The following is a 20,426-nucleotide window of genomic DNA, read 5'->3' as shown; positions in this document are numbered from 1 at the left end:
GATGGGTACAAGTACGATGAGTCCTTATTTTGGTATAGTCGTCTCATTGGTCGCCTTTGGAATCGGTACATTCTTATTTAAAAAATCAAAAGGCTTCTTCTTATTTACACCACTTTTTGTCGCCATGGTGTTAGGTATTTTATTTTTGAAAATTGGCGGTTTTTCCTATGCAGATTATAATGAGGGCGGCAAGATTATCAAGTTTTTCTTAGAGCCTGCGACGATTGCTTTCGCTATTCCGCTTTATAAGCAGCGCGCATTGCTTAAAAAATATTGGTGGCAGATTTTATCCGCTATTTTTGTAGGATCACTTTGCTCCATTACAATTGTGTATGTCGTAGCAAAAGGCATTCATCTTGATGCGGCTGTAATGAAAAGTATGCTCCCGCAGGCAGCGACGACAGCGATTGCTCTTCCGATTGCAAAGGATATTGGCGGAATTGCAGATATCACAGCCTTTGCGGTCATATTTAATGCAGTCATTGTGTATGCACTAGGTGCTTTCTTCTTAAAATGGTTTCGAATTAAAAATCCAGTGGCAAAAGGGCTTGCACTCGGTACATCAGGACATGCACTTGGCGTCTCTGTTGGGATTGAGATGGGTGAAGTGGAAGCGGCCATGGCAAGTATTGCTGTTGTGGTCGTAGGGGTTGTGACCGTCATCGTCATCCCAATCTTTATGCAATTGATTCTTTGATGACGTCATTGTTTTGAAAAGCCTTGCCCAATTCGTTTAATCATGCTAAAATGAAAAAGTTGTTTCAAGAGTTCGGTTACTTGACGGACAAATGAAAATTGTGTAGAATAATTAACGAATTGAATAGATATCACAAGCAGAAGCACCCGCTTCTCACCTGATTGACACGTGTTTGTAGTTGACAGGTTGACCGTACATTTATTTTTTCATGCAAATGTTCGCAGTGTGGGTGTTTTATATGCCCACACTTTTTGTTTGCCTGTAAAACATACAACGAAATGGTCAAAATGAATTGTGAACTCAATTCAAAATCTCATGGAGGTGGCTCACTATTAGCAAAGATCAATTAGTTAATGAAGGTATTCGTGCGCGTGAAGTTCGTTTGATCGGACAAAATGGCGATCAGCTGGGGATTAAAACCCGCCAGGAAGCTCTGGAAATTGCTACGAAAGCCAATCTTGACCTTGTGTTAGTTGCTGCAAATGCAAAACCACCTGTTTGCCGAATCATGGACTATGGTAAGTTCCGATTCGAACAGCAGAAGAAGGATAAAGAGGCACGTAAGAATCAAAAAATCATTAGCTTAAAAGAAGTTCGGTTGAGCCCGACAATTGATGAACATGATTTTAACACGAAGCTCCGTAATGCAATCAAATTCCTTGAAAAGGGCGATAAAGTGAAAGCTTCTATCCGCTTTAAAGGGCGTGCGATTACGCATAAAGAAATCGGACAGCGCGTGTTAGACCGTTTCTCTGAAGCTTGCGCTGAAGTAGCAACAGTAGAAACAAAACCTAAGATGGACGGACGTAGCATGTTCCTCATGCTTGCACCAAAAGTCGAAAAGTAAAGTAACAGAGGGAGGAAATATCCAATGCCAAAAATGAAAACTCACCGCGGATCTGCTAAACGTTTCAAAAAAACAGGTTCTGGTAAACTTAAACGTTCTCATGCGTACACAAGTCACCTGTTCGCTAACAAATCTACAAAGCAAAAACGTAAATTGCGTAAGAGCGCAATCGTAAGTGCTGGAGATTTCAAACGTATCAAACAACAACTTGCAAACATCAAGTAATTTGGAATAGGAATCATAGGAGGGAATTACAATGCCAAGAGTAAAAGGCGGAACTGTGTCGCGTCAGCGTCGTAAAAAGGTTCTTAAATTAGCAAAAGGTTATTTCGGTTCAAAACATAGATTATACAAAGTAGCAAACCAACAGGTGATGAAATCTGGAAACTACGCTTTCCGTGACCGTCGTCAGAAAAAACGTGACTTCCGTAAACTATGGATCACTCGTATCAATGCTGCAGCTCGTATGAACGGTCTTTCTTACAGCCGTTTAATGCATGGCCTAAAGCTTTCTGGTATCGAAGTAAACCGCAAAATGCTTGCTGACCTTGCTGTGAATGACCTAAGTGCATTCAATCAGCTTGCTGATGCTGCAAAAGCACAACTAGACAAGTAAGTCATATGAAAGATCATTCCGTCGAGGGGTGATCTTTTTTGCTCATCATGTGAGGTGAAATGAATGAATATCGCGTTGATTGTGCTGCTGATATTGGTAAATGGCTATGGTTTCATTCTCATGGGAGAGGACAAACGCCGGGCAAAAGCGCATAAATGGAGAATCTCAGAGGTGCACTTATGGAGTGCTGCCGTGCTTTTTGGGGCTGCTGGATCGTATCTAGGGATGCAGTATTTCCGTCATAAAACAAAGCATCCTGCCTTTCAAATTGGCATGCCAGTGTTAATCATGGTGCAGTTGATCATATTAGGATATATCAAGTTCATCTGAAAAAGGAGCAGACGCCATCAAGACGGCGTGTCTGCTCCTTTTTTTTGTTTGATTTTTTTAATGGGCTGATCCCAATCAATTTTTGTTTGAGGATAACGTTCGATAATGTTTTCCTCCAATTTTTCAAAGTCTTCTAATGTAAATTCACTTAGCTTCTCAGGTGACTCCGTCCAAACGTAAATGGAGTGGACAAATAGAGGATGATCCTTAGAAGGAACATGCTTCTCCCCTTCAAACAAGACACCTTTATAGACGAAATTAAAATTTTTACGTGCATTTTGTTGTTCGTCCATAAAATAAAAGCCTTCTTTTAATTGTGCTTGTTTCAGCTTTCTTCTCGGATTTGAGAAGAATTTTACCGCCATGTAGAAGATGTAGACAAGCAGTGCAACAAGAGCTAGTCTAATGAGGATTACAAACATGACAGGATGCACCTCCAATACCGTTATCTGATGTACTACGAATGAAAAGGCCAAAAGGTTTCAACTTTTTTTAAAAAAATATTTCGGAAAACGAAAAAATATTCATAAAAAGATCGTATTGAACGAAAAAGGTTTTGTATAATAAGAATGCACCATGAAGATAAAGGAGGATATATGGAATGACAAAGCTAGATCAAACATTAACTATGCTGAAAGACCTAACGGATGCAAAAGGGATTCCAGGAAATGAACGTGATGTCAAAAAAGTCATGCAGACATACATAGAATCATATGCAGATGAAGTCTCTAGTGACCGCCTTGGCAGCTTAATTGCTAAGAAGGAAGGAAACGCAAACGGACCTAAAATTATGCTTGCTGGTCACTTAGATGAAGTAGGATTCATGGTGACAAAAATTGATGACAAAGGCTACATTCGCTTCCAAACTGTCGGCGGATGGTGGTCGCAGGTCATGCTCGCGCAGCGTGTGACGATTGTAACGAAAAAGGGAGACATAACAGGTGTGATTGGCTCAAAGCCGCCGCACGTCTTGTCACCTGAAGCTCGAAAAAAATCGATTGAGATTACAGATATGTTTATTGATATCGGTGCATCAAGCAAAGAACAGGCAATGGAGTGGGGCGTTCTGCCTGGAGATCAAATCGTCCCTTATTTTGAGTTTACAGTGATGAATGATGAAAAAATGCTCCTTGCAAAAGCATGGGACAACCGTATCGGCTGTGCAGTTGCGATTGATGTCATGAAGAACTTACACAATACTCAGCATGAGAATATTGCTTACAGTGTTGCAACTGTACAAGAGGAAGTTGGCCTGCGTGGTGCCAAAACAGCAGCGGCTACAATCCAGCCTGATATTGGATTTGCCATTGATGTTGGTGTAGCAGGAGACACACCGGGCATTACTGAAAAAGAAGCAACAAGCAAACTTGGCAAAGGACCAACGATTGTTGTATTTGATGCTTCTATGGTATCGCATAAAGGGCTTCGGGATTTTGTTGTCCAAACAGCGGATGAATTGAACATTCCGTACCAATATGACTCTATGCCTGGCGGCGGGACAGATGCTGGCGGTATCCATTTAACAGGTCATGGTGTGCCATCACTATCGATCGGGATACCAAGTAGATATATTCATACCCATGCAGCGATGATTCACCGAGATGATTATGAAAATGCAGTGAAGCTTTTAACAGAAGTGATCAAAAGACTTGATCAAAAAACGGTTGAGCAGATCACGTACGGTTCTTAAGTAAGAAAGCCTTTCCTCAGTATAGGGGAAGGGCTTTTTTTATTTCATTGAATTTCCCAGGAAATGAACTGTCATTTTAAGTTACGCCAAAAGAACTGTTTTTGAGAGAAGAAGAAAAAATATTCTAGTGAATAAGGCACATGTGATCTAGCTTTTATTTTTGTAAGATGAAAGCAATAAAAAGGACAGAGCCAAAAGAATGCCCTGTCAAAAGAGAGTTTATGGAAGTAGGTGAAGCTACCTTAAGAATAAACATATTATTCTTATTTGTCAACTTGGTTTTAAAGGAAAGAAATCAATCAATTTATGTTATATTTGTAACAAATTGTTTGTGCAAAGGGGATGGTTAAATGAATGCGGTTACAATTGTCATAGCATCTATGTGTATTTTAGCGATTGCCTATCGTCTTTATGGCACATTTATGATGGTCAAAGTCTTAAAGGTGACAGATGATCATCCTACACCGGCTCACACATTAGAGGACGGGAAAGATTATGTGCCAACCAATAAATGGGTCACATTTGGGCATCACTTTGCTGCGATTGCAGCTGCAGGTCCGTTAGTGGGTCCGATTTTAGCCGCACAATTTGGGTATTTACCGGGTCTTCTTTGGCTGTTAATTGGCGCAGTGATAGGCGGAGCTGTACATGATCTTGTCGTCTTATTTGCGTCAATGCGAAAAAAGGGGAAATCGTTATCAGAGGTAGCGAAGGAAGAGCTAGGACCTGTCGCAGGATTTTGTACAGGGCTTGCGATGCTGTTTATCATTACGATCACAATGGCAGGACTGTCTATGGTTGTGCTTCATGCGTTAGAACGTAACCCTTGGGGGACATTTGCAGTCGGAATCACGATTCCAATTGCGATGGGGGTTGGTCTTTATTATAAAAAGACAGGCAATTTAAAACTGGCGACAACTGCGGGATTTATTTTGCTGATGGTTGGTGTATTCCTTGGGCCGAATATTCAAGGAACGGCACTTGGCGATCTTTTAACACTTGATACAAAAACACTTGCTCTTGCCTTGCCGATCTATGCTTTTTTTGCTGCGGCATTGCCGGTTTGGCTGCTGCTCGCACCGAGGGACTATTTAAGCAGCTTTATGAAAATAGGTGTTTTTATCGCATTGATTGCTGGAATCTTTGTCGTCAATCCAACGATTCAATTCCCAGCCTTTACGGAGTTTGTGAATGGAGGAGGTCCTGTTTTAGCTGGTCCTGTCTGGCCTTTTATTTCAATAACCATTGCTTGCGGTGCCATATCTGGTTTCCACGCATTTGTTGGATCTGGGACAACGCCTAAAATGCTTGACCGCTGGAGTGATATGAAGCCTGTCGCTTTTGGCGCAATGCTAGTAGAATGTCTAGTTGGAATTATGGCGTTAATTGCCGCTACCGCTCTTCATCCAGGCGATTATTTTGCGATAAACAGTACGCCAGAAGTGTTCAGAACACTCGGGATGAGTGTCGAGAACCTTCCGCAGCTGAGTAAGGAAATTGGTCTTGATTTAGAAGGAAGAACGGGTGGAGCTGTGACATTAGCTGTAGGGATGGCGTATATCTTTACGGGAATTCCGTTCTTTGGTCATTTGGCGTCTTATTTTTTCCAATTCGTCATTATGTTTGAGGCCGTCTTTATTTTAACCGCTATTGATGCAGGGACACGTGTGGCACGATATTTGATTCAAGACTTCTTTGGCGAAGCTTATAAACCGCTTAAACGAAATGACTGGGTCCCTGGGTCGGTGTTCGCAAGTGCGCTTGCTTGTTTTATGTGGGGGTACTTGCTTTACTCTGGAGACATCGGGTCCATTTGGGCACTATTTGGGGTATCAAACCAGTTAATGGCATCGGTCGGTCTCATCATAGGAGCAACCGTTGTCTTAAAAATTGCAGATAAAAGGCGATATATGCTGACTTGTTTAATTCCACTTGCTTACTTATATGTGACAGTGAATTATGCGGGCTATTGGATGGTAGCAAATGTATACCTTAATCCCGAGGCAGCAGGTTACAGCGTGCTGAATGCTGTGCTGTCAATCATTATGCTGATCTTAGGATTTGTGATTATTGTGTTTGCGATTAAAAAATGGGTCGACATTTGGCGTGATCCAGCGCTTCGGATGGAAACACCGATCACTGGCTAAATGAAAAAGCCGGTTTGCTATGATAAGCAAACCGGCTTCTTTTATTGCTGCTGATGAGGCTTTAAGCCTTGCTCTAATGTTTCAAGAATCTCGTTTTTCTCGTTTTCTGATGCTTCTTGCCATAGCACTTCGAATAACACGCCAAGGCCTGGCAGCATTTTTTCCTCACCGCTTTGAATGGCATCTAAAATCGTATGCTCAAGCTGCTCTTGATTATGGCCAGTGATGTTTTGAATGACTGCGCCTCTTAAATTAAAATCCATTGCCCACACTCCTTTTTTGATGGTAATAGCCCTATTCTGTCTCAAAGACAGGTTTATTATGTAGTGTGCATGAGATATAATAAATTCATGATATTTAAAGGAGTTAAAGTCGCTTGAAATATATAGAATCAGCTAAAAACACAAACATTAAACAGTGGAAAAAGCTCCATACGAAAAAAGAACGAACGAAAACGGGGCTGTTTCTCGTGGAGGGAATCCACTTAGTGGAAGAAGCATTGAAGAGCGGAGTTGTGAAAGAATTAATGGTCACATCGCCTGATAAGCTTCCTTCTCATATTGATCCGGACATTGAACTTTATGAACTGAGCGAGGAAGCCTTTTTTGCCATGACCGAAACGGAAACGCCTCAGCACATCGCGGCAGTTTGTACAGTTCCTGTATTTGAAGAAAAGAAGTATGAACGACTTCTTCTATTAGATGCAGTGCAGGACCCAGGGAATCTAGGCACACTCATTCGGACAGCAGATGCTGCTGGACTTGATGCTGTGATCTTAGGCGATGGAACAGTGGATGCGTTTAACGGAAAAACGCTCCGTTCCGCACAAGGGTCACATTTCCACCTGCCCATTTTAAAGCAAAGCCTTCAGCAGACCATACCAGCATGTAAGGAGCAAGGCATTCCTGTATACGGAAGTGCTCTAAATAAGGCGAAAGCGTATAGAAGCGTAACGGCAGAAGGTTCGTTTGCATTAATTGTGGGCAATGAAGGCGCGGGTATAAACCCAGAGATTCTGCAAATGACAGACCATAATTTATATGTGCCAATGTATGGACAGGCAGAATCATTAAATGTGGCTGTTGCAGCAGCTGTTCTTGTCTATCATTTGCGTGGATAGTGTTGCAACATGCGCTTATTTTCACTATAATGAAACTAATATTTTAAAAACCATGATAGAGGAAGATTGTTTCAAGGAGCGGCCTTATAGGGAGAATGCATCGTAGACTGAAAGTGCATTTAAGGAATGCTGAAACAGGAATTCACCTCTGGAGTTGTCACCGGGACCGCAAGCTTTGCGTAAAGGTGAACCGGATTCGTTTGATTCCGTTATGTCAATGAAGCTTATTCGCACATGTATTTGTGCTTAACAAGGGTGGTACCGCGACCACAACTCGTCCCTTCTTTTCTAGAGGAGACGGGTTTTTTTATTGTCTTCAAACGATCAAACAGCCGTTTATCCAGGCGGTTTTGTATATCAAAAGGAGGATTACACTCATGCAAGAAACGTTAAAACAGCTTGAATTAGAAGCGATAGCGAAGGTTGAAGCAGCTAGCTCGCTCAAAGAAGTCAATGACATTCGTGTTCAATATTTAGGGAAAAAAGGGCCGATCACAGAGGTGCTTCGCGGAATGGGCAAGCTCTCCGCAGAAGAAAGACCAAAAATGGGCGCACTCGCAAACGAAGTGAGAGAGCAGATTGCTGGTGCTATTGCTGAAAAAAATGAACAGCTAGAAAAAGAAGAAGTGAAGAAGAAACTTGCGTCACAAACGATCGATGTTACATTGCCAGCAAGCCCAATCAAAATGGGGGCAAGACATCCATTAACGATTGTTGTCGAAGATATTGAAGATTTATTTATTGGTATGGGCTATACCGTTGAGGAAGGTCCTGAGGTAGAAACGGATTATTATAACTTTGAAGCGCTGAATCTTCCAAAGGAGCATCCGGCACGTGATATGCAGGACAGCTTCTATATTACCGAGGATACACTGCTTAGAACACAAACGTCACCAGTTCAAGCACGTACACTCGAAAAATATAAAGGACAAGGTCCTGTGAAGATCATCTGCCCTGGAAAAGTATATAGACGTGATAGTGATGACGCGACTCATTCACATCAATTTATGCAGATTGAAGGGCTTGTTGTCGATCACAATATTAGCATGAGTGATTTAAAAGGTACGCTTGAGACAGTCGCAAGAAAAATGTTTGGTGAAGATCGTGAAATTAGACTGCGTCCAAGCTTTTTCCCATTCACAGAACCATCTGTCGAAGTGGATGTGTCTTGCTTTAAATGCGGCGGGAAAGGCTGTTCTGTATGTAAAGGAACAGGCTGGATTGAGATTTTAGGAGCTGGGATGGTTCATCCAAATGTCCTGAAAATGAGCGGATTTGATCCAGAAACTTACCAAGGCTTTGCTTTTGGAATGGGTGTTGAACGGATTGCAATGCTCAAATACGGCATTGATGATATTCGCCATTTCTACACAAATGATATTAGATTCACAAAGCAATTCAAGCAGGACTAAGAGGAGGAAATCAACATGTTTGTTTCATATAAATGGTTAGAAGACTATGTCGATTTAGAAGGCATTCAGCCGGATGAATTAGCAGAGAAAATCACAAGAAGCGGAATTGAAGTGGAAGCCGTTGAATATAAAGGCGAAGGCATTAAAGGAGTTGTCGTTGGACACGTCGTGGAGCGAGAACAGCACCCAAATGCCGACAAATTAAACAAATGTCTCGTAGATATCGGAGAAGACGAACCGGTTCAAATTATTTGCGGAGCTCCGAATGTGGATAAAGGACAATATGTGGCTGTCGCAACGGTTGGCGCAGTCCTTCCTGGGAATTTTAAAATTAAAAAAGCAAAGCTGCGCGGCGAAGAGTCTCATGGCATGATTTGTTCTCTGCAAGAATTAGGTGTAGAAAGCAAACTCGTACCAAAGGAATATGCAGAAGGTATTTTTGTTTTCCCAAATGACGTCAAGCCCGGAGATGATGCCCTTCAGGCACTTCAATTAGACGATGCGGTACTTGAGCTTGGCTTAACGCCAAACCGTGCGGATGCCCTGAATATGCTAGGTGTCGCCTATGAGGTTGCAGCCATTTTAGGGAAGGATATCAAACTTCCTGATACAGCACATGACACGTCTTCAGAAAAAGCAGCAGACTATATTTCAGTGAAAATTGAGGATCAAGAAGCGAATCCACTTTATGCTGCGAAGATCATTAAACATGTAAAGATTGGACCAGCACCGCTTTGGATTCAAACAAGATTGATGAATGCAGGCATTCGCCCAATTAACAACGTCGTCGATATTACGAACTTTGTACTGCTTGAATACGGTCAGCCGCTTCATGCATTTGATTATGACCGCTTTGGTTCAAAGCAAGTGGTCGTACGTAAAGCGACTGATAGCGAAAGCATTCAAACACTTGATGAGCAAGAGCGTACACTTTCATCAAAGCATCTTGTGATCACTAATGGGACGAAAGCGCACGCTGTCGCAGGCGTCATGGGCGGTCTTGAATCAGAGGTGCGTGATGAAACGACAACAATTCTTTTAGAAGCGGCATATTTCAACGGTCAAACAGTCCGTCAAGCATCTAGAGACTTGGGGCTTCGCAGTGAATCAAGTACACGATTTGAAAAAGGACTTGATCCGCAACGTACGAAATCAGCAGCCGAAAGAGCAGCGCAACTGATCAGTCTCTATGCAGGTGGTGAAGTGCTAAGCGGGACTGTGGAGGAAAACCACCTTGAAACAAGTATGAATGTCATCCACGTATCTACTGAGCGTGTGAACAAGGTGCTTGGCATGAGCATTTCAAAAGAAGATATGATTCAAATTTTCAACAAATTGGGCTTTACAGTAGGCGAATCAAATGACGTTCTTGTTGTAACGGTTCCTTCTCGTAGAATGGATATCACGATTGAAGAAGACCTCACTGAAGAAGTTGCGAGATTATATGGCTACGATAATATCCCGTCTACACTGCCTGCGACAGCTGGTACAGTTGGCGGTCTCACGCCATATCAAGTGAAGCGCAGAAAGGTGAGACGCTTCTTAGAAGGCGCAGGTCTTTCTCAAGCGATCACGTATTCATTGACAAATCAGCATAAGTCTACAGCTTTTGCATTGAATCCAGCTTATAAAACGAGACTTTCCCTGCCAATGAGTGAAGAACGAAGTGTGCTTAGACAAAGTCTTCTGCCAAACTTACTTGATTCTGTTGCATATAACCTGGCAAGACAAGCTGATTCATTTGGTTTTTATGAAACGGGTTCTGTGTTCTTAGCGGAAGCTGAAGGAGCAAAACCGGTGGAAAAAGAGCATGTCGCTGGTGCGCTGACAGGCCTATGGCATAAAAATCTTTGGCAGGGCGAGAAAAAAGCCGTCGATTTTTATGTAGCAAAAGGAATTGCAGAAGGTCTATTTGAAAAGCTTGGTGTATCAGACCAAATCACGTATGTTCAAGCAGAGCGTGAGGGTCTTCACCCAGGTCGTACAGCAGATGTTCATTTAAATGGAAAAGTCATTGGGTTTGTTGCTGCACTTCATCCAGTCATTGAAAAGGAATTAGATTTAAAAGAAACATATGTCTTCGAGTTTGATTTAACAGATGTGATGACGTCTGAATCGAAGGATATGAAATATACAGCGATTCCGAGATTCCCTGCTGTGACAAGAGATATTGCACTTGTTGTAGATCAGCATATCTCCAGCGGACAGCTGGAGCGGGTCATCTATGAGGCAGGCGGGGATTTACTGACTGATCTATCCGTCTTTGACGTGTATGAAGGTGAACACATGGAAGAAGGCAAAAAATCTGTTGCATTCTCTCTCCAATATTTAAATCCGGAACAAACATTGACAGAGGAAGAAGTCACCGCTGTTCATACAAACGTATTGAAAGCATTAGAAAATACGTATCAAGCCGTCTTGCGCGGTTAAAGAAAAAAGAGCTAAGGCCATATGGGCCTAGCTCTTTTTTATAACCATTTTTTCGCTTTTTGTGTGTTGGCAAAATGCAGCTTTGTAAATTGACGTAAAGCCTCTTCGCCGTGCAGCTTGATGAGCTTTGCAGCCGCCTTGTCTACATGAGGACCGGCTCCTTTTGGAATGTCAAACCCTGCTGCTTTAGATAACTTATCCATTTCAATTAAAAAAGAGTACCTTGCAATAATGGATGCGGCAGCAACTGACAAATGAATGCCTTCTGCTTTTGTGCTAAAGTACGTCCGTTCCCGAATAATTTTTTTTCCAGCAAGATGCTTGAAATAAATACCCGGTTCTGCAAATTGGTCAATTAAAATAGCTTCAGGCTGTTTCCCATCTAATTTCTCCAGCACAGAGGTGATGACTTGGTTGTGAAGGAGCGCCTTCATTTTTCCTTGGCTCATGCCCTTTTCCTGCATCGCATTGTATTTTTCATTTCGGAGCACGAGAAGGCTGAATGGAATGGTTTTGATGAGATCTTTGGCAATGTTGATAATTTGCGGGTCTTTTAGACCTTTTGAGTCTTTTACGCCAAGCTCTTTCATGAGAGCAAGCTGGCTAGCATCAACATAAGCGGCACAGACCGTCATCGGTCCAAAATAATCACCTGTTCCTACTTCATCTGAACCGATGACGGACATAGAAGCAATCCCTGACGGCGGACTATATTTTGTGACAGTCGGTGCTTTTGTGTTCTTCGTTTCAGCTGCTTTTAAATGGCTGAATTGACTGGCTTCAACTTCTGCTTTTTGTCCTTGAAACAGCACTTTTCCAGATCGATAGGCTGTAATCGTACAGCCAGGAACCTTTGCTTGAAAAAGGGCGCCTGGTGGTAACGTATCAGTTAAGTGGTGCGCATACGCGCTCTTCATTTTTTTAAGGTCTTCTGATGTTGCTTTTAAGACGGATTGGGGCACAGTGGATAACTCCTTTTTACCTTGATATCATTGATTTCTAAAGTGTACCATAACAGGGAAGGGCTCGTCTTTCCATTCAATGTCTAAACATGTTATGATAGAGACTAGGATTCTCGTGGAATGGAGGAGAAACGTTGTCTGACGGCGGTAAAACGAAAACAACAAAAACAACAGTTGAGATTTACGGACAGTCCTTTACGATCATCGGTCAAGAAACGAAGATGCATATGCGACACGTTGCTTCAATTGTTGATGATAAAATGAGAGAAATAAATGAAAAAAACCCATACCTTGATATAAACAAACTAGCTGTACTGACAGCAGTCAATGTCGTCCACGACTACATGAAATTAAAAGAGCAATACGAAAAACTAGAGATTCAGCTTAAAGAAAAGGAATGAAATTACCGTGATCGATATCATCATTTTGTTTTTGCTTCTTATGGGAACGCTTGTCGGTCTAAAACGCGGGTTTATTCTTCAATTTATTAAATTGATCAGCTTTGTTGTTTCTATCTTAGTGGCTTCCATGTTTTATCAGTCACTTGCACCACAGCTTACGTGGATTCCAGCACCTAATTTTAGCGGCGGTCAAGCGCAGCTCGCTTTCTTTAGTGGGAATCTAGAAACAGCTTATTATAATACCATTGCGTTTATCATTCTGTTTATCTTGACCAAAATCCTGCTCGCCATCATTGGTGGATTGCTCACAACCATTGCAAGTATACCTGTGATTAAACAGGTCAACAAACTGCTTGGCGGTGTTTTAGGATTTCTTGAAACCTATCTATTTGTATTTATTCTCTTGTTTGTCGCTGCATTACTTCCAGTCGATGCACTGCAAACAATGTTGAGCAAATCCATATTAGCAGATGCGATCGTAAGCAACACCCCTTATCTGTCCGGTCTTGTTAAAGACTTATGGACGACGTATGGAGTTTAAAAACTTCTCCTTTCTTGGAGAAGTTTTTTCTCATTCCATGACAGAAAGTTGTAGGATGAAGGAAAAGTTTGTATATTTATAAAGGAAGATGCCAAAGCGGCTGGAGGATGAGAGATGAATAAAAAAGATATTATCAAACTTCTTGAAACAATTGCAGTATATATGGAGCTAAAAGGAGATAATCCTTTTAAGATTTCTGCCTTTCGTAAAGCAGCAGCGGCACTGGAACAAGATGACCGCAGCCTTTCTCAAATAGATGATCTACTAGCATTACCGGGCATTGGAAAAGGAACCTTTGCTGTGATCACTGAGTATATCGAAAAAGGACAATCAGAAACACTCGAACAATTAAAAAAGGAAGTGCCTGAAGGACTTGTCCCGCTTTTGAAATTGCCAGGACTCGGCGGCAAAAAGATCGCTAAGCTTTACCAAGAGCTTGGCGTCCATGATGCACAGTCTCTAAAAGAAGCATGCGAAGCGGAAAAGGTACAAGCGCTTGCTGGCTTCGGCAAAAAAACAGAAGAAAAGATTCTCGCAGCTCTTGAGGAAGCAGGAAAGCAGCCGGAACGACTGCCAATTGGCTTTGCATTAGATGTGGCAGAGCGGATTGATTATGCGCTTGAAGAGATGAAAGGTATCATCCGTTTTTCAAGAGCTGGCAGTTTAAGACGTGCACGCGAAACCGTCAAAGATTTAGATTATATCATTGCAACAGACAATCCTGAGCAAGTCAGAGAGCAGCTCGTTGCACTTGATGATGTGAAAGATGTCATCGCAAGCGGTGATACGAAGGTATCTGTTGTGCTTGCCCTTGATTTTGAGATCAGTGTCGACTTCCGGCTTGTGACAGTAGACCAATTCGCAACTACACTGCACCATTTCACTGGCTCAAAAGATCACAATATTCGAATGCGTCAGCTTGCGAAGGAACGCGGAGAGCGCATTAGCGAATATGGTGTGGAAACAATTGAAACTGGAGAAGTAAAAACGTTTGAAGACGAGAGCGCTTTTTATGCACATTTTCAACTTCCGCTCATTCCGCCAGAAATTCGTGAAACCGGAGCGGAGATTGATACGTATAAAGAAAGTATGCAGTTTGTAGAACTGAAAGATATCAAAGGCGACCTACATATGCACTCGACATGGAGTGACGGAGCCTTCTCTATTCGTGAAATGGTGGAAGCATGTATCGCAAAAGGCTATGAATACATGGCGATTACAGATCACTCGCAATATTTAAAAGTAGCCAACGGGTTAACAAAAGAACGTTTGCGTCTGCAAGCAAAAGAAATTGACAAGCTTAATCAGGAATTCGAGCATTTTCACATTTTCAAAGGGGTCGAAATGGATATCCTGCCGGATGGATCGTTAGATTATGATGATGACTTTTTAAAAGACATGGATTTTGTCATTGCGTCTATTCATTCTAGCTTCTCTCAGCCGGAAGAAGTCATTATGGAACGCCTTGAAAATGCCTTGCGTAATCAGCATGTCGATTTAATTGCACATCCAACAGGCCGTTTGATCGGCAGACGGGATGGCTATGCCTTAAATATAGATCAACTCATAGAGCTTGCGAAGAAAACGGGCACTGCACTTGAGCTCAACAGCAATCCGTCAAGACTTGATTTAAAAACAGAGCATTTAATCAAAGCAAATGAAGCGGGTGTGCACATCATGATCAATACAGATGCGCACAACATCGCCATGCTGGAACATATGGAAGTCGGTGTAACAGCTGCAAGAAAGGGCTGGACACCAAAAGCAAATGTCGTGAATACTTTTACTCTAAACGAGATCAAAAAGTTTTTAACGCGTGACAGGTAGTCGTTAGGAGGCTGGACCATGCTGCAACAAAAAGTGTTAGCATCATTAGAATTTCATAAAGTAAAAGAAAAAGTGATGTCCTATACCGCATCCACATTAGGAAAAGAAAGAGCGCAGGATTTAACACCTCTGACGGATATAGAAACCATTCAGCATTTGCTGGAAGAGGTAGCAGAAGCGCAAGATGTGATCCGCTTAAAGGGATCAGCGCCATTTGGCGGGTTAACAGATATTAGACGCGCAGTGAAACGGGCAGAAATCGGCAGTACATTAAGCCCTTCTGAGCTGATGGAAATCGCAGGGCTATTATATGCGGTGAAAAATATGAAGCACTTTCTCACGTCCATGTATGAAGATGGAGTAGATATACCGCGCCTTCATACATATGCTGAGACACTGATATTACTGCCTGAAATCAGAAAAGAAATCGAAAGCTGTATTGGTGATAATGGAGAAGTGCTTGATCATGCAACTCCTGCCCTTCGTTCATTACGCATTCAATTACGCTCACTAGAATCAAAGGTTCGTGATAAATTAGAAGCGATGATTCGTTCACAATCGGCTTCGAAAATGCTGTCAGACACAATTGTCACCATTCGTAATGACCGGTTTGTTATTCCTGTGAAACAAGAGTACCGCTCGAATTACGGCGGAATTGTTCATGACCAGTCTTCATCAGGGGCGACCCTTTTTATTGAGCCGCAAGTGGTCGTGGATGTAAATAACACCTTGCAGCAAACCCGTTTAAAAGAGAAGCAAGAGGTTGAAAAGATCCTGCAAACGCTGACAGAGAGCGTGTCAGAGCACATTGGGGAACTGCTTCACAATGTAAAGGAACTGCAGACGCTAGATTTTATTTTTGCTAAAGCTAAATATGCAAAGACAGAAAAAGCCACAAAACCTGCTGTGAATGATCAAGGAGAAATCTATTTAAAACGAGCAAGACATCCTCTATTGCCCCGGGATCAAGTTGTCGCAAATGATATTGAGCTCGGTAAAGATTTTTCAACGATCGTGATCACTGGACCAAATACAGGGGGAAAGACCGTTACTTTAAAAACGCTAGGTCTTCTGACGCTGATGACACAGGCGGGCCTCCATATTCCAGTTGAAGAAGGCTCTGAAGTGGCTGTGTTCGACCAAGTCTTTGCTGATATTGGAGACGAACAATCCATTGAACAAAGCTTGAGTACGTTCTCATCTCATATGGTCAATATTGTCGATATCTTAAAGCATTTGACTTCAAATTCTCTCGTCTTATTTGATGAATTAGGGGCAGGAACAGACCCAGCTGAAGGTGCGGCACTTGCGATGAGCATATTAGATGAAGTGCATCAAACGAATGCACGTGTCATCGCAACGACTCATTACCCCGAGCTGAAGGCATATGGGTATAACCGGGAAGGCGTCACAAATGCAAGCGTGGAGTTTGATATTGAAACCTTATCTCCAACGTACCGCCTGCTCATCGGTGTGCCTGGACGAAGTAACGCATTTGAAATTTCAAAGCGTCTTGGTTTGCCAGATCACCTTATAGACCGGGCAAAAGCAGATATGCATGCAGAGCATAATGAAGTAGACCAAATGATTGCTTCATTAGAAGATAGCAAGAAACAAGCAGAAGAAGAACTGCATGAGACAGAAGTCTATAGAAAAGAAGCAGAAAAGCTTCATAAAGAATTGCAAAGACAAATTCTTGAATGGAATGAGCAAAAGGACAAACTGCTTGAAGAAGCTGAACAGAAAGCGAAAGAGAAAATTGAACAAGCATCAAAAGAAGCAGAAGATATCATTCAAGAGCTCCGTTCAATAAAAAGTGAGCACCGCTCATTCAAAGAGCATGAACTCATCGATGCGCGAAAGCGTCTTGAAGAAGCTGTTCCTGAGTTTGACAGGAAAAAGAAGCCAGAGCCAGCGAAAAAAGCAGTAAGACAGCTGAAGTCAGGCGACGAAGTCAAAGTGCTTACCTTCGGGCAAAAAGGAACGCTGCTTGAACAAACAGGCGACAAAGAATGGAGTGTCCAAATGGGCATTCTGAAAATGAAGGTAAAAGAAAAAGACATGGAATTTATCAAATCAGCACCTGAATTTAAGCAAGAAAAAGCCATCACGGCAGTCAAAGGGAAAGATTATCATGTCTCGCTGGAACTCGATTTAAGAGGCGAGCGTTATGAAAATGCCTTAAGCAGAGTCGAAAAATATTTAGATGATGCTGTATTAGCTGGTTATCCGCGCGTGTCTATTATTCACGGTAAAGGAACTGGCGCCCTTAGAAAAGGGGTTCAGGAATTACTGAAACAGCATCGAAGTGTGAAAAATGCTCGTTTTGGCGAACAAGGTGAGGGAGGATCAGGCGTCACCATCGTCGAATTAAAGTAAAAAGGAGAAAACGCATGAAAGCCTTTTGGGAAAATGAACTTGTGGAAATTGCCGCCTATTATAGCGTGGCCGTCCTGTGTCTCGTCTTATTTCTAACCATTTTTGAACTCGTCACCTCCTATAAGAATTGGGAAGAGATTCAGCGGGGGAACTTAGCCGTTGCCATGGCAACAGGCGGGAAAATCTTTGGGATTGCGAATGTGTTTCAGCATTCAATCGCTCAGCACAATTCCCTTCTTCAAATGATTGGATGGGGCGTATACGGCTTTGTGATGCTGCTTGTCAGCTATTTCATTTTTGAATTTTTAACACCACGTTTTAAAGTAGACAAAGAGATTGAAAATGATAATAGAGCGGTCGGGTTTATTTCACTCATCATTTCAGTTGGGCTGTCTTACGTAGTAGCAGCCGGCATTTAAGGAGACGACATGGAAAAGCTAGCAAAAGTATTAATCGTAGTTGCCTGCACTTTTGCGGTCATTGGTGCCGTTTATCTGTTCCTGTGAAATGAAAAAAACAGGCGTTAGAAAGCTGTCAGGGAATCCCTTGGCAGCTTTTATCTCATCAAAGGCGGCGAATGACATGAAGCACATTCTGCAAAAAGACGAACTGATCAAGCGCATTGATACTTGTCTTCAAATGACATCCCTTCCAAGAGACATATACAAACCGTATATTGCACGTCCGTTTCAAACGTCAGGATTTTTTGATGATTTGAGTCCCTATATTCAAATCGATTCGATTGGTTATATCCTCATTCAATATGAACGAGGCATTCAAATGCTGCATAAAAGAACAAAAGTGGCGGATGAAGTCATTTACTGGATTTTAGAAGACACGATTTTTCTCACGGTTTACATCGACATGATGAGGAAGTATCAAGTCGACAACATCCAGACGCATTTACCGAATGACCCTAGTATCCATCAACAGATCGTAGAAAGAGTCAACGACTCATTTCGTGCAATCGGTGGATTATATGAACAGTGGCATCATGAAGGAAAAAGAGCCTCTATCGAAACACCGGCGAAAAAGTAAACATGTGCAATTGAACCAAGCCCTATTAGAAAAAAGCAAACTGCCCTAAGGAAAAGTTTGCTATAATATAATAGTACGAAAGTTCAGGAAGGAGGGTTTTTATGCAGTCAGATAAACGTTGGCTTCTGCATTACCCGAATCAAATTCCCCACGAACTCACCATCCCAAATGAAACATTACAATCTTACTTATTCAGCTCCGCAGAGGCTGCACCTGAGCATACAGCCATTCATTTTCTAGGAAAGAACATCACCTATGAACAGCTGCAAGAAGACGTATTGAAACTAGCCAGTCATCTGCTGAAAATTGGCGTGAAAAAAGGCGACAGAGTAGCGATCATGCTGCCGAACTGTCCTCAATCGGTCATTTCTTATTATGCTGTTTTAATAGCAGGCGGCATCGTTGTTCAAACAAACCCGCTTTATACGGAGAAAGAACTGGAATATCAAATAGAAGACAGCGGCGCCAAAGTGCTGATCACGCTAGATTTGTTGTATCCAAAGGCTTATAAAATGAAAGCGCTGACAAGTATGGAGCACTTAATCGTCACCAAACTACAAGATTATTTACCATTCCCGAAAAACATACTGTTTCCTATTGTGCAAAGAAGAAAAAATAAAATGGTCATACAAGTGGAGAAAAATGACACCATTCATCACTTCGCGCAGATTATGAAAGAATCGGAAGGTGAACAGCAGATACCCGCACTTGCCTTTGATCCGAAAGAGGATATCGCTGTTTTGCAATATACTGGCGGAACGACCGGGTTACCAAAAGGCGTCATGCTCACACATGAAAATATTTTAGCGAATACTGAAATGTGCGCTTCCTGGATGTATAAAACGACCAGGGGGAAAGAACGCATCCTCGGCATCATTCCGTTTTTTCATGTCTACGGAATGACGACCGTCTTAAATCTTGCTGTCAAAGAAGGGCATTCAATGATTCTACTTCCGCGATTTGACGCAGCTGATACCCTCAAAACGATTGAAAAACAGAAGCCGACGCTCTTTCCAGGTGCACCAACCATGTATATCGCCTTGCTGCATCATCCGAACATTGAAAAGTATGATCTATCGTCCATCACTGCATGTCTAAGCGGCTCAGCGGCACTTCCTGTTGAAGTCAAACAAAGCTTTGAAAAATTAACAGGAGGACGCTTAGTGGAGGGGTACGGACTTTCAGAAACCTCACCCGTCACTCATTCTAACTTTTTATGGGGAGCGAACAAAACAGGCAGCATTGGCTGTCCGTGGCCTAATACAGATGCCGGTATTTATTGCGAGGAAACCGGAGGCCTCAAAGAACCATATGAGCATGGAGAAATCATTGTTAAAGGGCCTCAGATCATGAAAGGATACTGGAATCAGCCAGAGGAGACAGAGGCTGTATTACGAGATGGCTGGTTTTTCACCGGAGATATAGGGTATATGGATGAGGACGGTTTTTTCTATATCGTCGACCGGAAAAAAGATGTCATCATTGCGAGCGGCTATAATATTTACCCAAGAGAAGTCGAAGAAGCCCTTTATGAGCATGAGCTTGTACAAGAAGTCGTCGTCGCAGGTATTCCAGATCCGTACAGAGGAGAAACAGTGAAAGCATTTATTGTACCGAAAAAGGATGCCTACTTAACAGAGGACGAACTTGATCGCTTTGTCAGGACGAGAATTGCCTCATTTAAAGTACCGCGCGTGTATGAATTTAAAGAGTCACTGCCTAAAACAGCCGTCGGGAAGATTTTGCGCAGAGTATTAATTGAAGAAGAAAAAAGAAAGCACGCTTCTTCATCTGAAACGCCTGCCGATCAACCGAAAACATAACGGCTTCATCATCCGGTCCACCGGCCGGATGATTTGAATGTTGACCGCCTCCTCTGGTATGCTAAAGGTGGAAAAGAAAGAGAAGATCACTTGACAAATCGCCCGTTTCTTTTTAACATAAAGTTATGAATGAATACTCATTCAATCCAGAAAGGGACGAAGCACA

The 20,426-nt window shown here is 42.3% G+C and carries 20 protein-coding genes and 1 other annotated feature; of the genes, 17 read left to right on the top strand and 3 right to left on the bottom strand.

The window, feature by feature from the left end:
• Position 1: 1 nt before the first annotated feature.
• From lrgB to MHB83_RS17775, 5 genes are all read left to right on the top strand, one after another.
• Positions 2 to 697 (top strand): antiholin-like protein LrgB, encoded by a 696-nt coding sequence (gene lrgB, locus MHB83_RS17795; protein WP_189282658.1) that lies wholly within the window; start codon positions 2 to 4, stop codon positions 695 to 697.
• Between the two features lie 128 nt (positions 698 to 825).
• Positions 826 to 957, top strand: a sequence feature (ribosomal protein L20 leader region).
• 71 nt (positions 958 to 1,028) lie between these two features.
• Positions 1,029 to 1,544 carry a translation initiation factor IF-3 gene (infC, locus tag MHB83_RS17790; protein ID WP_034620611.1) on the top strand — a complete coding sequence of 172 codons (516 nt, stop codon included), beginning with the start codon at positions 1,029 to 1,031 and terminating at the stop codon, positions 1,542 to 1,544.
• 24 nt (positions 1,545 to 1,568) lie between these two features.
• On the top strand, positions 1,569 to 1,769 hold the full coding sequence (rpmI, locus tag MHB83_RS17785; protein ID WP_003216324.1) for a 50S ribosomal protein L35: 201 nt from the start codon (positions 1,569 to 1,571) through the stop codon (positions 1,767 to 1,769).
• Positions 1,770 to 1,800: 31 nt separating this feature from the next.
• The gene (gene rplT / locus MHB83_RS17780) at positions 1,801 to 2,160 is read left to right on the top strand and encodes a 50S ribosomal protein L20 (RefSeq protein WP_003216409.1); all 360 of its coding nucleotides are present in this window, start codon (positions 1,801 to 1,803) and stop codon (positions 2,158 to 2,160) included.
• Between the two features lie 63 nt (positions 2,161 to 2,223).
• Positions 2,224 to 2,490, top strand: coding sequence for a DUF1294 domain-containing protein (locus tag MHB83_RS17775; protein ID WP_253622353.1), 267 nt, complete (start codon positions 2,224 to 2,226; stop codon positions 2,488 to 2,490).
• A 17-nt stretch (positions 2,491 to 2,507) separates the two neighbouring features.
• Here the strand turns inward: MHB83_RS17775 and MHB83_RS17770 are convergent, their stop codons facing one another.
• A complete protein-coding gene (locus MHB83_RS17770; protein ID WP_003216690.1) occupies positions 2,508 to 2,912 on the bottom strand; it encodes a hypothetical protein in 405 nt (134 codons plus the stop codon).
• A gap of 179 nt (positions 2,913 to 3,091) precedes the next feature.
• Between MHB83_RS17770 and MHB83_RS17765 the strand changes: the two genes are divergently transcribed.
• Together MHB83_RS17765 and cstA are read left to right on the top strand one after the other, a co-directional pair.
• Positions 3,092 to 4,180 carry a M42 family metallopeptidase gene (locus tag MHB83_RS17765; protein ID WP_050943605.1) on the top strand — a complete coding sequence of 363 codons (1,089 nt, stop codon included), beginning with the start codon at positions 3,092 to 3,094 and terminating at the stop codon, positions 4,178 to 4,180.
• A gap of 350 nt (positions 4,181 to 4,530) precedes the next feature.
• A complete protein-coding gene (gene cstA / locus MHB83_RS17760; RefSeq protein ID WP_050943606.1) occupies positions 4,531 to 6,327 on the top strand; it encodes a carbon starvation protein CstA in 1,797 nt (598 codons plus the stop codon).
• 41 nt (positions 6,328 to 6,368) lie between these two features.
• On the opposite strand, the gene sspI is transcribed toward cstA, so the two are convergent.
• Entirely contained in the window at positions 6,369 to 6,590 is a 222-nt protein-coding gene (gene sspI, locus MHB83_RS17755; RefSeq protein ID WP_003216243.1) for a small acid-soluble spore protein SspI, read from the bottom strand.
• A 113-nt stretch (positions 6,591 to 6,703) separates the two neighbouring features.
• Between sspI and MHB83_RS17750 the strand changes: the two genes are divergently transcribed.
• The 3 genes from MHB83_RS17750 (at position 6,704) to pheT (ending at position 11,289) form a co-directional block, all read left to right on the top strand.
• Positions 6,704 to 7,447: an RNA methyltransferase gene (locus MHB83_RS17750; RefSeq protein ID WP_137055308.1), complete on the top strand. Its 744-nt coding sequence runs from the start codon at positions 6,704 to 6,706 to the stop codon at positions 7,445 to 7,447.
• 377 nt (positions 7,448 to 7,824) lie between these two features.
• The gene (gene pheS / locus MHB83_RS17745; protein WP_050943608.1) at positions 7,825 to 8,859 is read left to right on the top strand and encodes a phenylalanine--tRNA ligase subunit alpha; all 1,035 of its coding nucleotides are present in this window, start codon (positions 7,825 to 7,827) and stop codon (positions 8,857 to 8,859) included.
• A gap of 15 nt (positions 8,860 to 8,874) precedes the next feature.
• On the top strand, positions 8,875 to 11,289 hold the full coding sequence (pheT, locus tag MHB83_RS17740; protein ID WP_342496520.1) for a phenylalanine--tRNA ligase subunit beta: 2,415 nt from the start codon (positions 8,875 to 8,877) through the stop codon (positions 11,287 to 11,289).
• Positions 11,290 to 11,327: 38 nt separating this feature from the next.
• Here pheT and rnhC read toward each other — a convergent pair whose 3' ends face one another.
• Positions 11,328 to 12,251: a ribonuclease HIII gene (rnhC, locus tag MHB83_RS17735; RefSeq protein WP_335343175.1), complete on the bottom strand. Its 924-nt coding sequence runs from the start codon at positions 12,249 to 12,251 to the stop codon at positions 11,328 to 11,330.
• 134 nt (positions 12,252 to 12,385) lie between these two features.
• Here rnhC and zapA point away from each other — a divergent pair, with 134 nt between their 5' ends.
• The 7 genes from zapA to MHB83_RS17700 all read left to right on the top strand — a co-directional run bounded on the left by zapA (position 12,386) and on the right by MHB83_RS17700 (position 20,260).
• Positions 12,386 to 12,652: a cell division protein ZapA gene (gene zapA / locus MHB83_RS17730; RefSeq protein WP_044139945.1), complete on the top strand. Its 267-nt coding sequence runs from the start codon at positions 12,386 to 12,388 to the stop codon at positions 12,650 to 12,652.
• A 7-nt stretch (positions 12,653 to 12,659) separates the two neighbouring features.
• Complete coding sequence (locus MHB83_RS17725; RefSeq protein ID WP_003216761.1) at positions 12,660 to 13,193, top strand: CvpA family protein; 534 nt, start codon at positions 12,660 to 12,662, stop codon at positions 13,191 to 13,193.
• Between the two features lie 114 nt (positions 13,194 to 13,307).
• A complete protein-coding gene (gene polX / locus MHB83_RS17720; protein WP_335343176.1) occupies positions 13,308 to 15,020 on the top strand; it encodes a DNA polymerase/3'-5' exonuclease PolX in 1,713 nt (570 codons plus the stop codon).
• 21 nt (positions 15,021 to 15,041) lie between these two features.
• Positions 15,042 to 17,399: an endonuclease MutS2 gene (locus MHB83_RS17715; RefSeq protein ID WP_335343184.1), complete on the top strand. Its 2,358-nt coding sequence runs from the start codon at positions 15,042 to 15,044 to the stop codon at positions 17,397 to 17,399.
• Positions 17,400 to 17,413: 14 nt separating this feature from the next.
• Positions 17,414 to 17,818 carry a DUF350 domain-containing protein gene (locus MHB83_RS17710; protein ID WP_008345990.1) on the top strand — a complete coding sequence of 135 codons (405 nt, stop codon included), beginning with the start codon at positions 17,414 to 17,416 and terminating at the stop codon, positions 17,816 to 17,818.
• 163 nt (positions 17,819 to 17,981) lie between these two features.
• A complete protein-coding gene (locus tag MHB83_RS17705) occupies positions 17,982 to 18,437 on the top strand; it encodes an immunity 63 family protein (RefSeq protein WP_251190232.1) in 456 nt (151 codons plus the stop codon).
• Positions 18,438 to 18,538: 101 nt separating this feature from the next.
• Positions 18,539 to 20,260, top strand: a complete 1,722-nt coding sequence (locus MHB83_RS17700) for an AMP-binding protein (RefSeq protein WP_050943612.1) — start codon at positions 18,539 to 18,541, stop codon at positions 20,258 to 20,260.
• The last annotated feature ends 166 nt before the right edge of the window (positions 20,261 to 20,426 follow it).

The organism is Bacillus sp. FSL K6-3149 (assembly GCF_038630515.1).
GTDB classification, from domain to species: domain Bacteria; phylum Bacillota; class Bacilli; order Bacillales; family Bacillaceae; genus Bacillus; species Bacillus pumilus.
This window is presented reverse-complemented; position numbering and strand designations above follow the sequence as displayed.

What these genes read in the sequence shown, in the direction of transcription:
- pheT (WP_342496520.1), top strand. Translation starts at nt 8,875, where the DNA reads ATGTTTGTTTCATATAAATGGTTAGAAGACTATGTCGATTTAGAAGGC.
- cstA (WP_050943606.1), top strand. Translation starts at nt 4,531, where the DNA reads ATGAATGCGGTTACAATTGTCATAGCATCTATGTGTATTTTAGCGATT.
- MHB83_RS17700 (WP_050943612.1), top strand. Translation starts at nt 18,539, where the DNA reads ATGCAGTCAGATAAACGTTGGCTTCTGCATTACCCGAATCAAATTCCC.
- MHB83_RS17770 (WP_003216690.1), bottom strand. Translation starts at nt 2,912, where the DNA reads ATGTTTGTAATCCTCATTAGACTAGCTCTTGTTGCACTGCTTGTCTAC.
- rpmI (WP_003216324.1), top strand. Translation starts at nt 1,569, where the DNA reads ATGCCAAAAATGAAAACTCACCGCGGATCTGCTAAACGTTTCAAAAAA.
- rplT (WP_003216409.1), top strand. Translation starts at nt 1,801, where the DNA reads ATGCCAAGAGTAAAAGGCGGAACTGTGTCGCGTCAGCGTCGTAAAAAG.
- sspI (WP_003216243.1), bottom strand. Translation starts at nt 6,590, where the DNA reads ATGGATTTTAATTTAAGAGGCGCAGTCATTCAAAACATCACTGGCCAT.
- lrgB (WP_189282658.1), top strand. Translation starts at nt 2, where the DNA reads ATGGGTACAAGTACGATGAGTCCTTATTTTGGTATAGTCGTCTCATTG.
- MHB83_RS17710 (WP_008345990.1), top strand. Translation starts at nt 17,414, where the DNA reads ATGAAAGCCTTTTGGGAAAATGAACTTGTGGAAATTGCCGCCTATTAT.
- polX (WP_335343176.1), top strand. Translation starts at nt 13,308, where the DNA reads ATGAATAAAAAAGATATTATCAAACTTCTTGAAACAATTGCAGTATAT.
- pheS (WP_050943608.1), top strand. Translation starts at nt 7,825, where the DNA reads ATGCAAGAAACGTTAAAACAGCTTGAATTAGAAGCGATAGCGAAGGTT.
- MHB83_RS17775 (WP_253622353.1), top strand. Translation starts at nt 2,224, where the DNA reads ATGAATATCGCGTTGATTGTGCTGCTGATATTGGTAAATGGCTATGGT.
- MHB83_RS17765 (WP_050943605.1), top strand. Translation starts at nt 3,092, where the DNA reads ATGACAAAGCTAGATCAAACATTAACTATGCTGAAAGACCTAACGGAT.
- MHB83_RS17705 (WP_251190232.1), top strand. Translation starts at nt 17,982, where the DNA reads ATGAAGCACATTCTGCAAAAAGACGAACTGATCAAGCGCATTGATACT.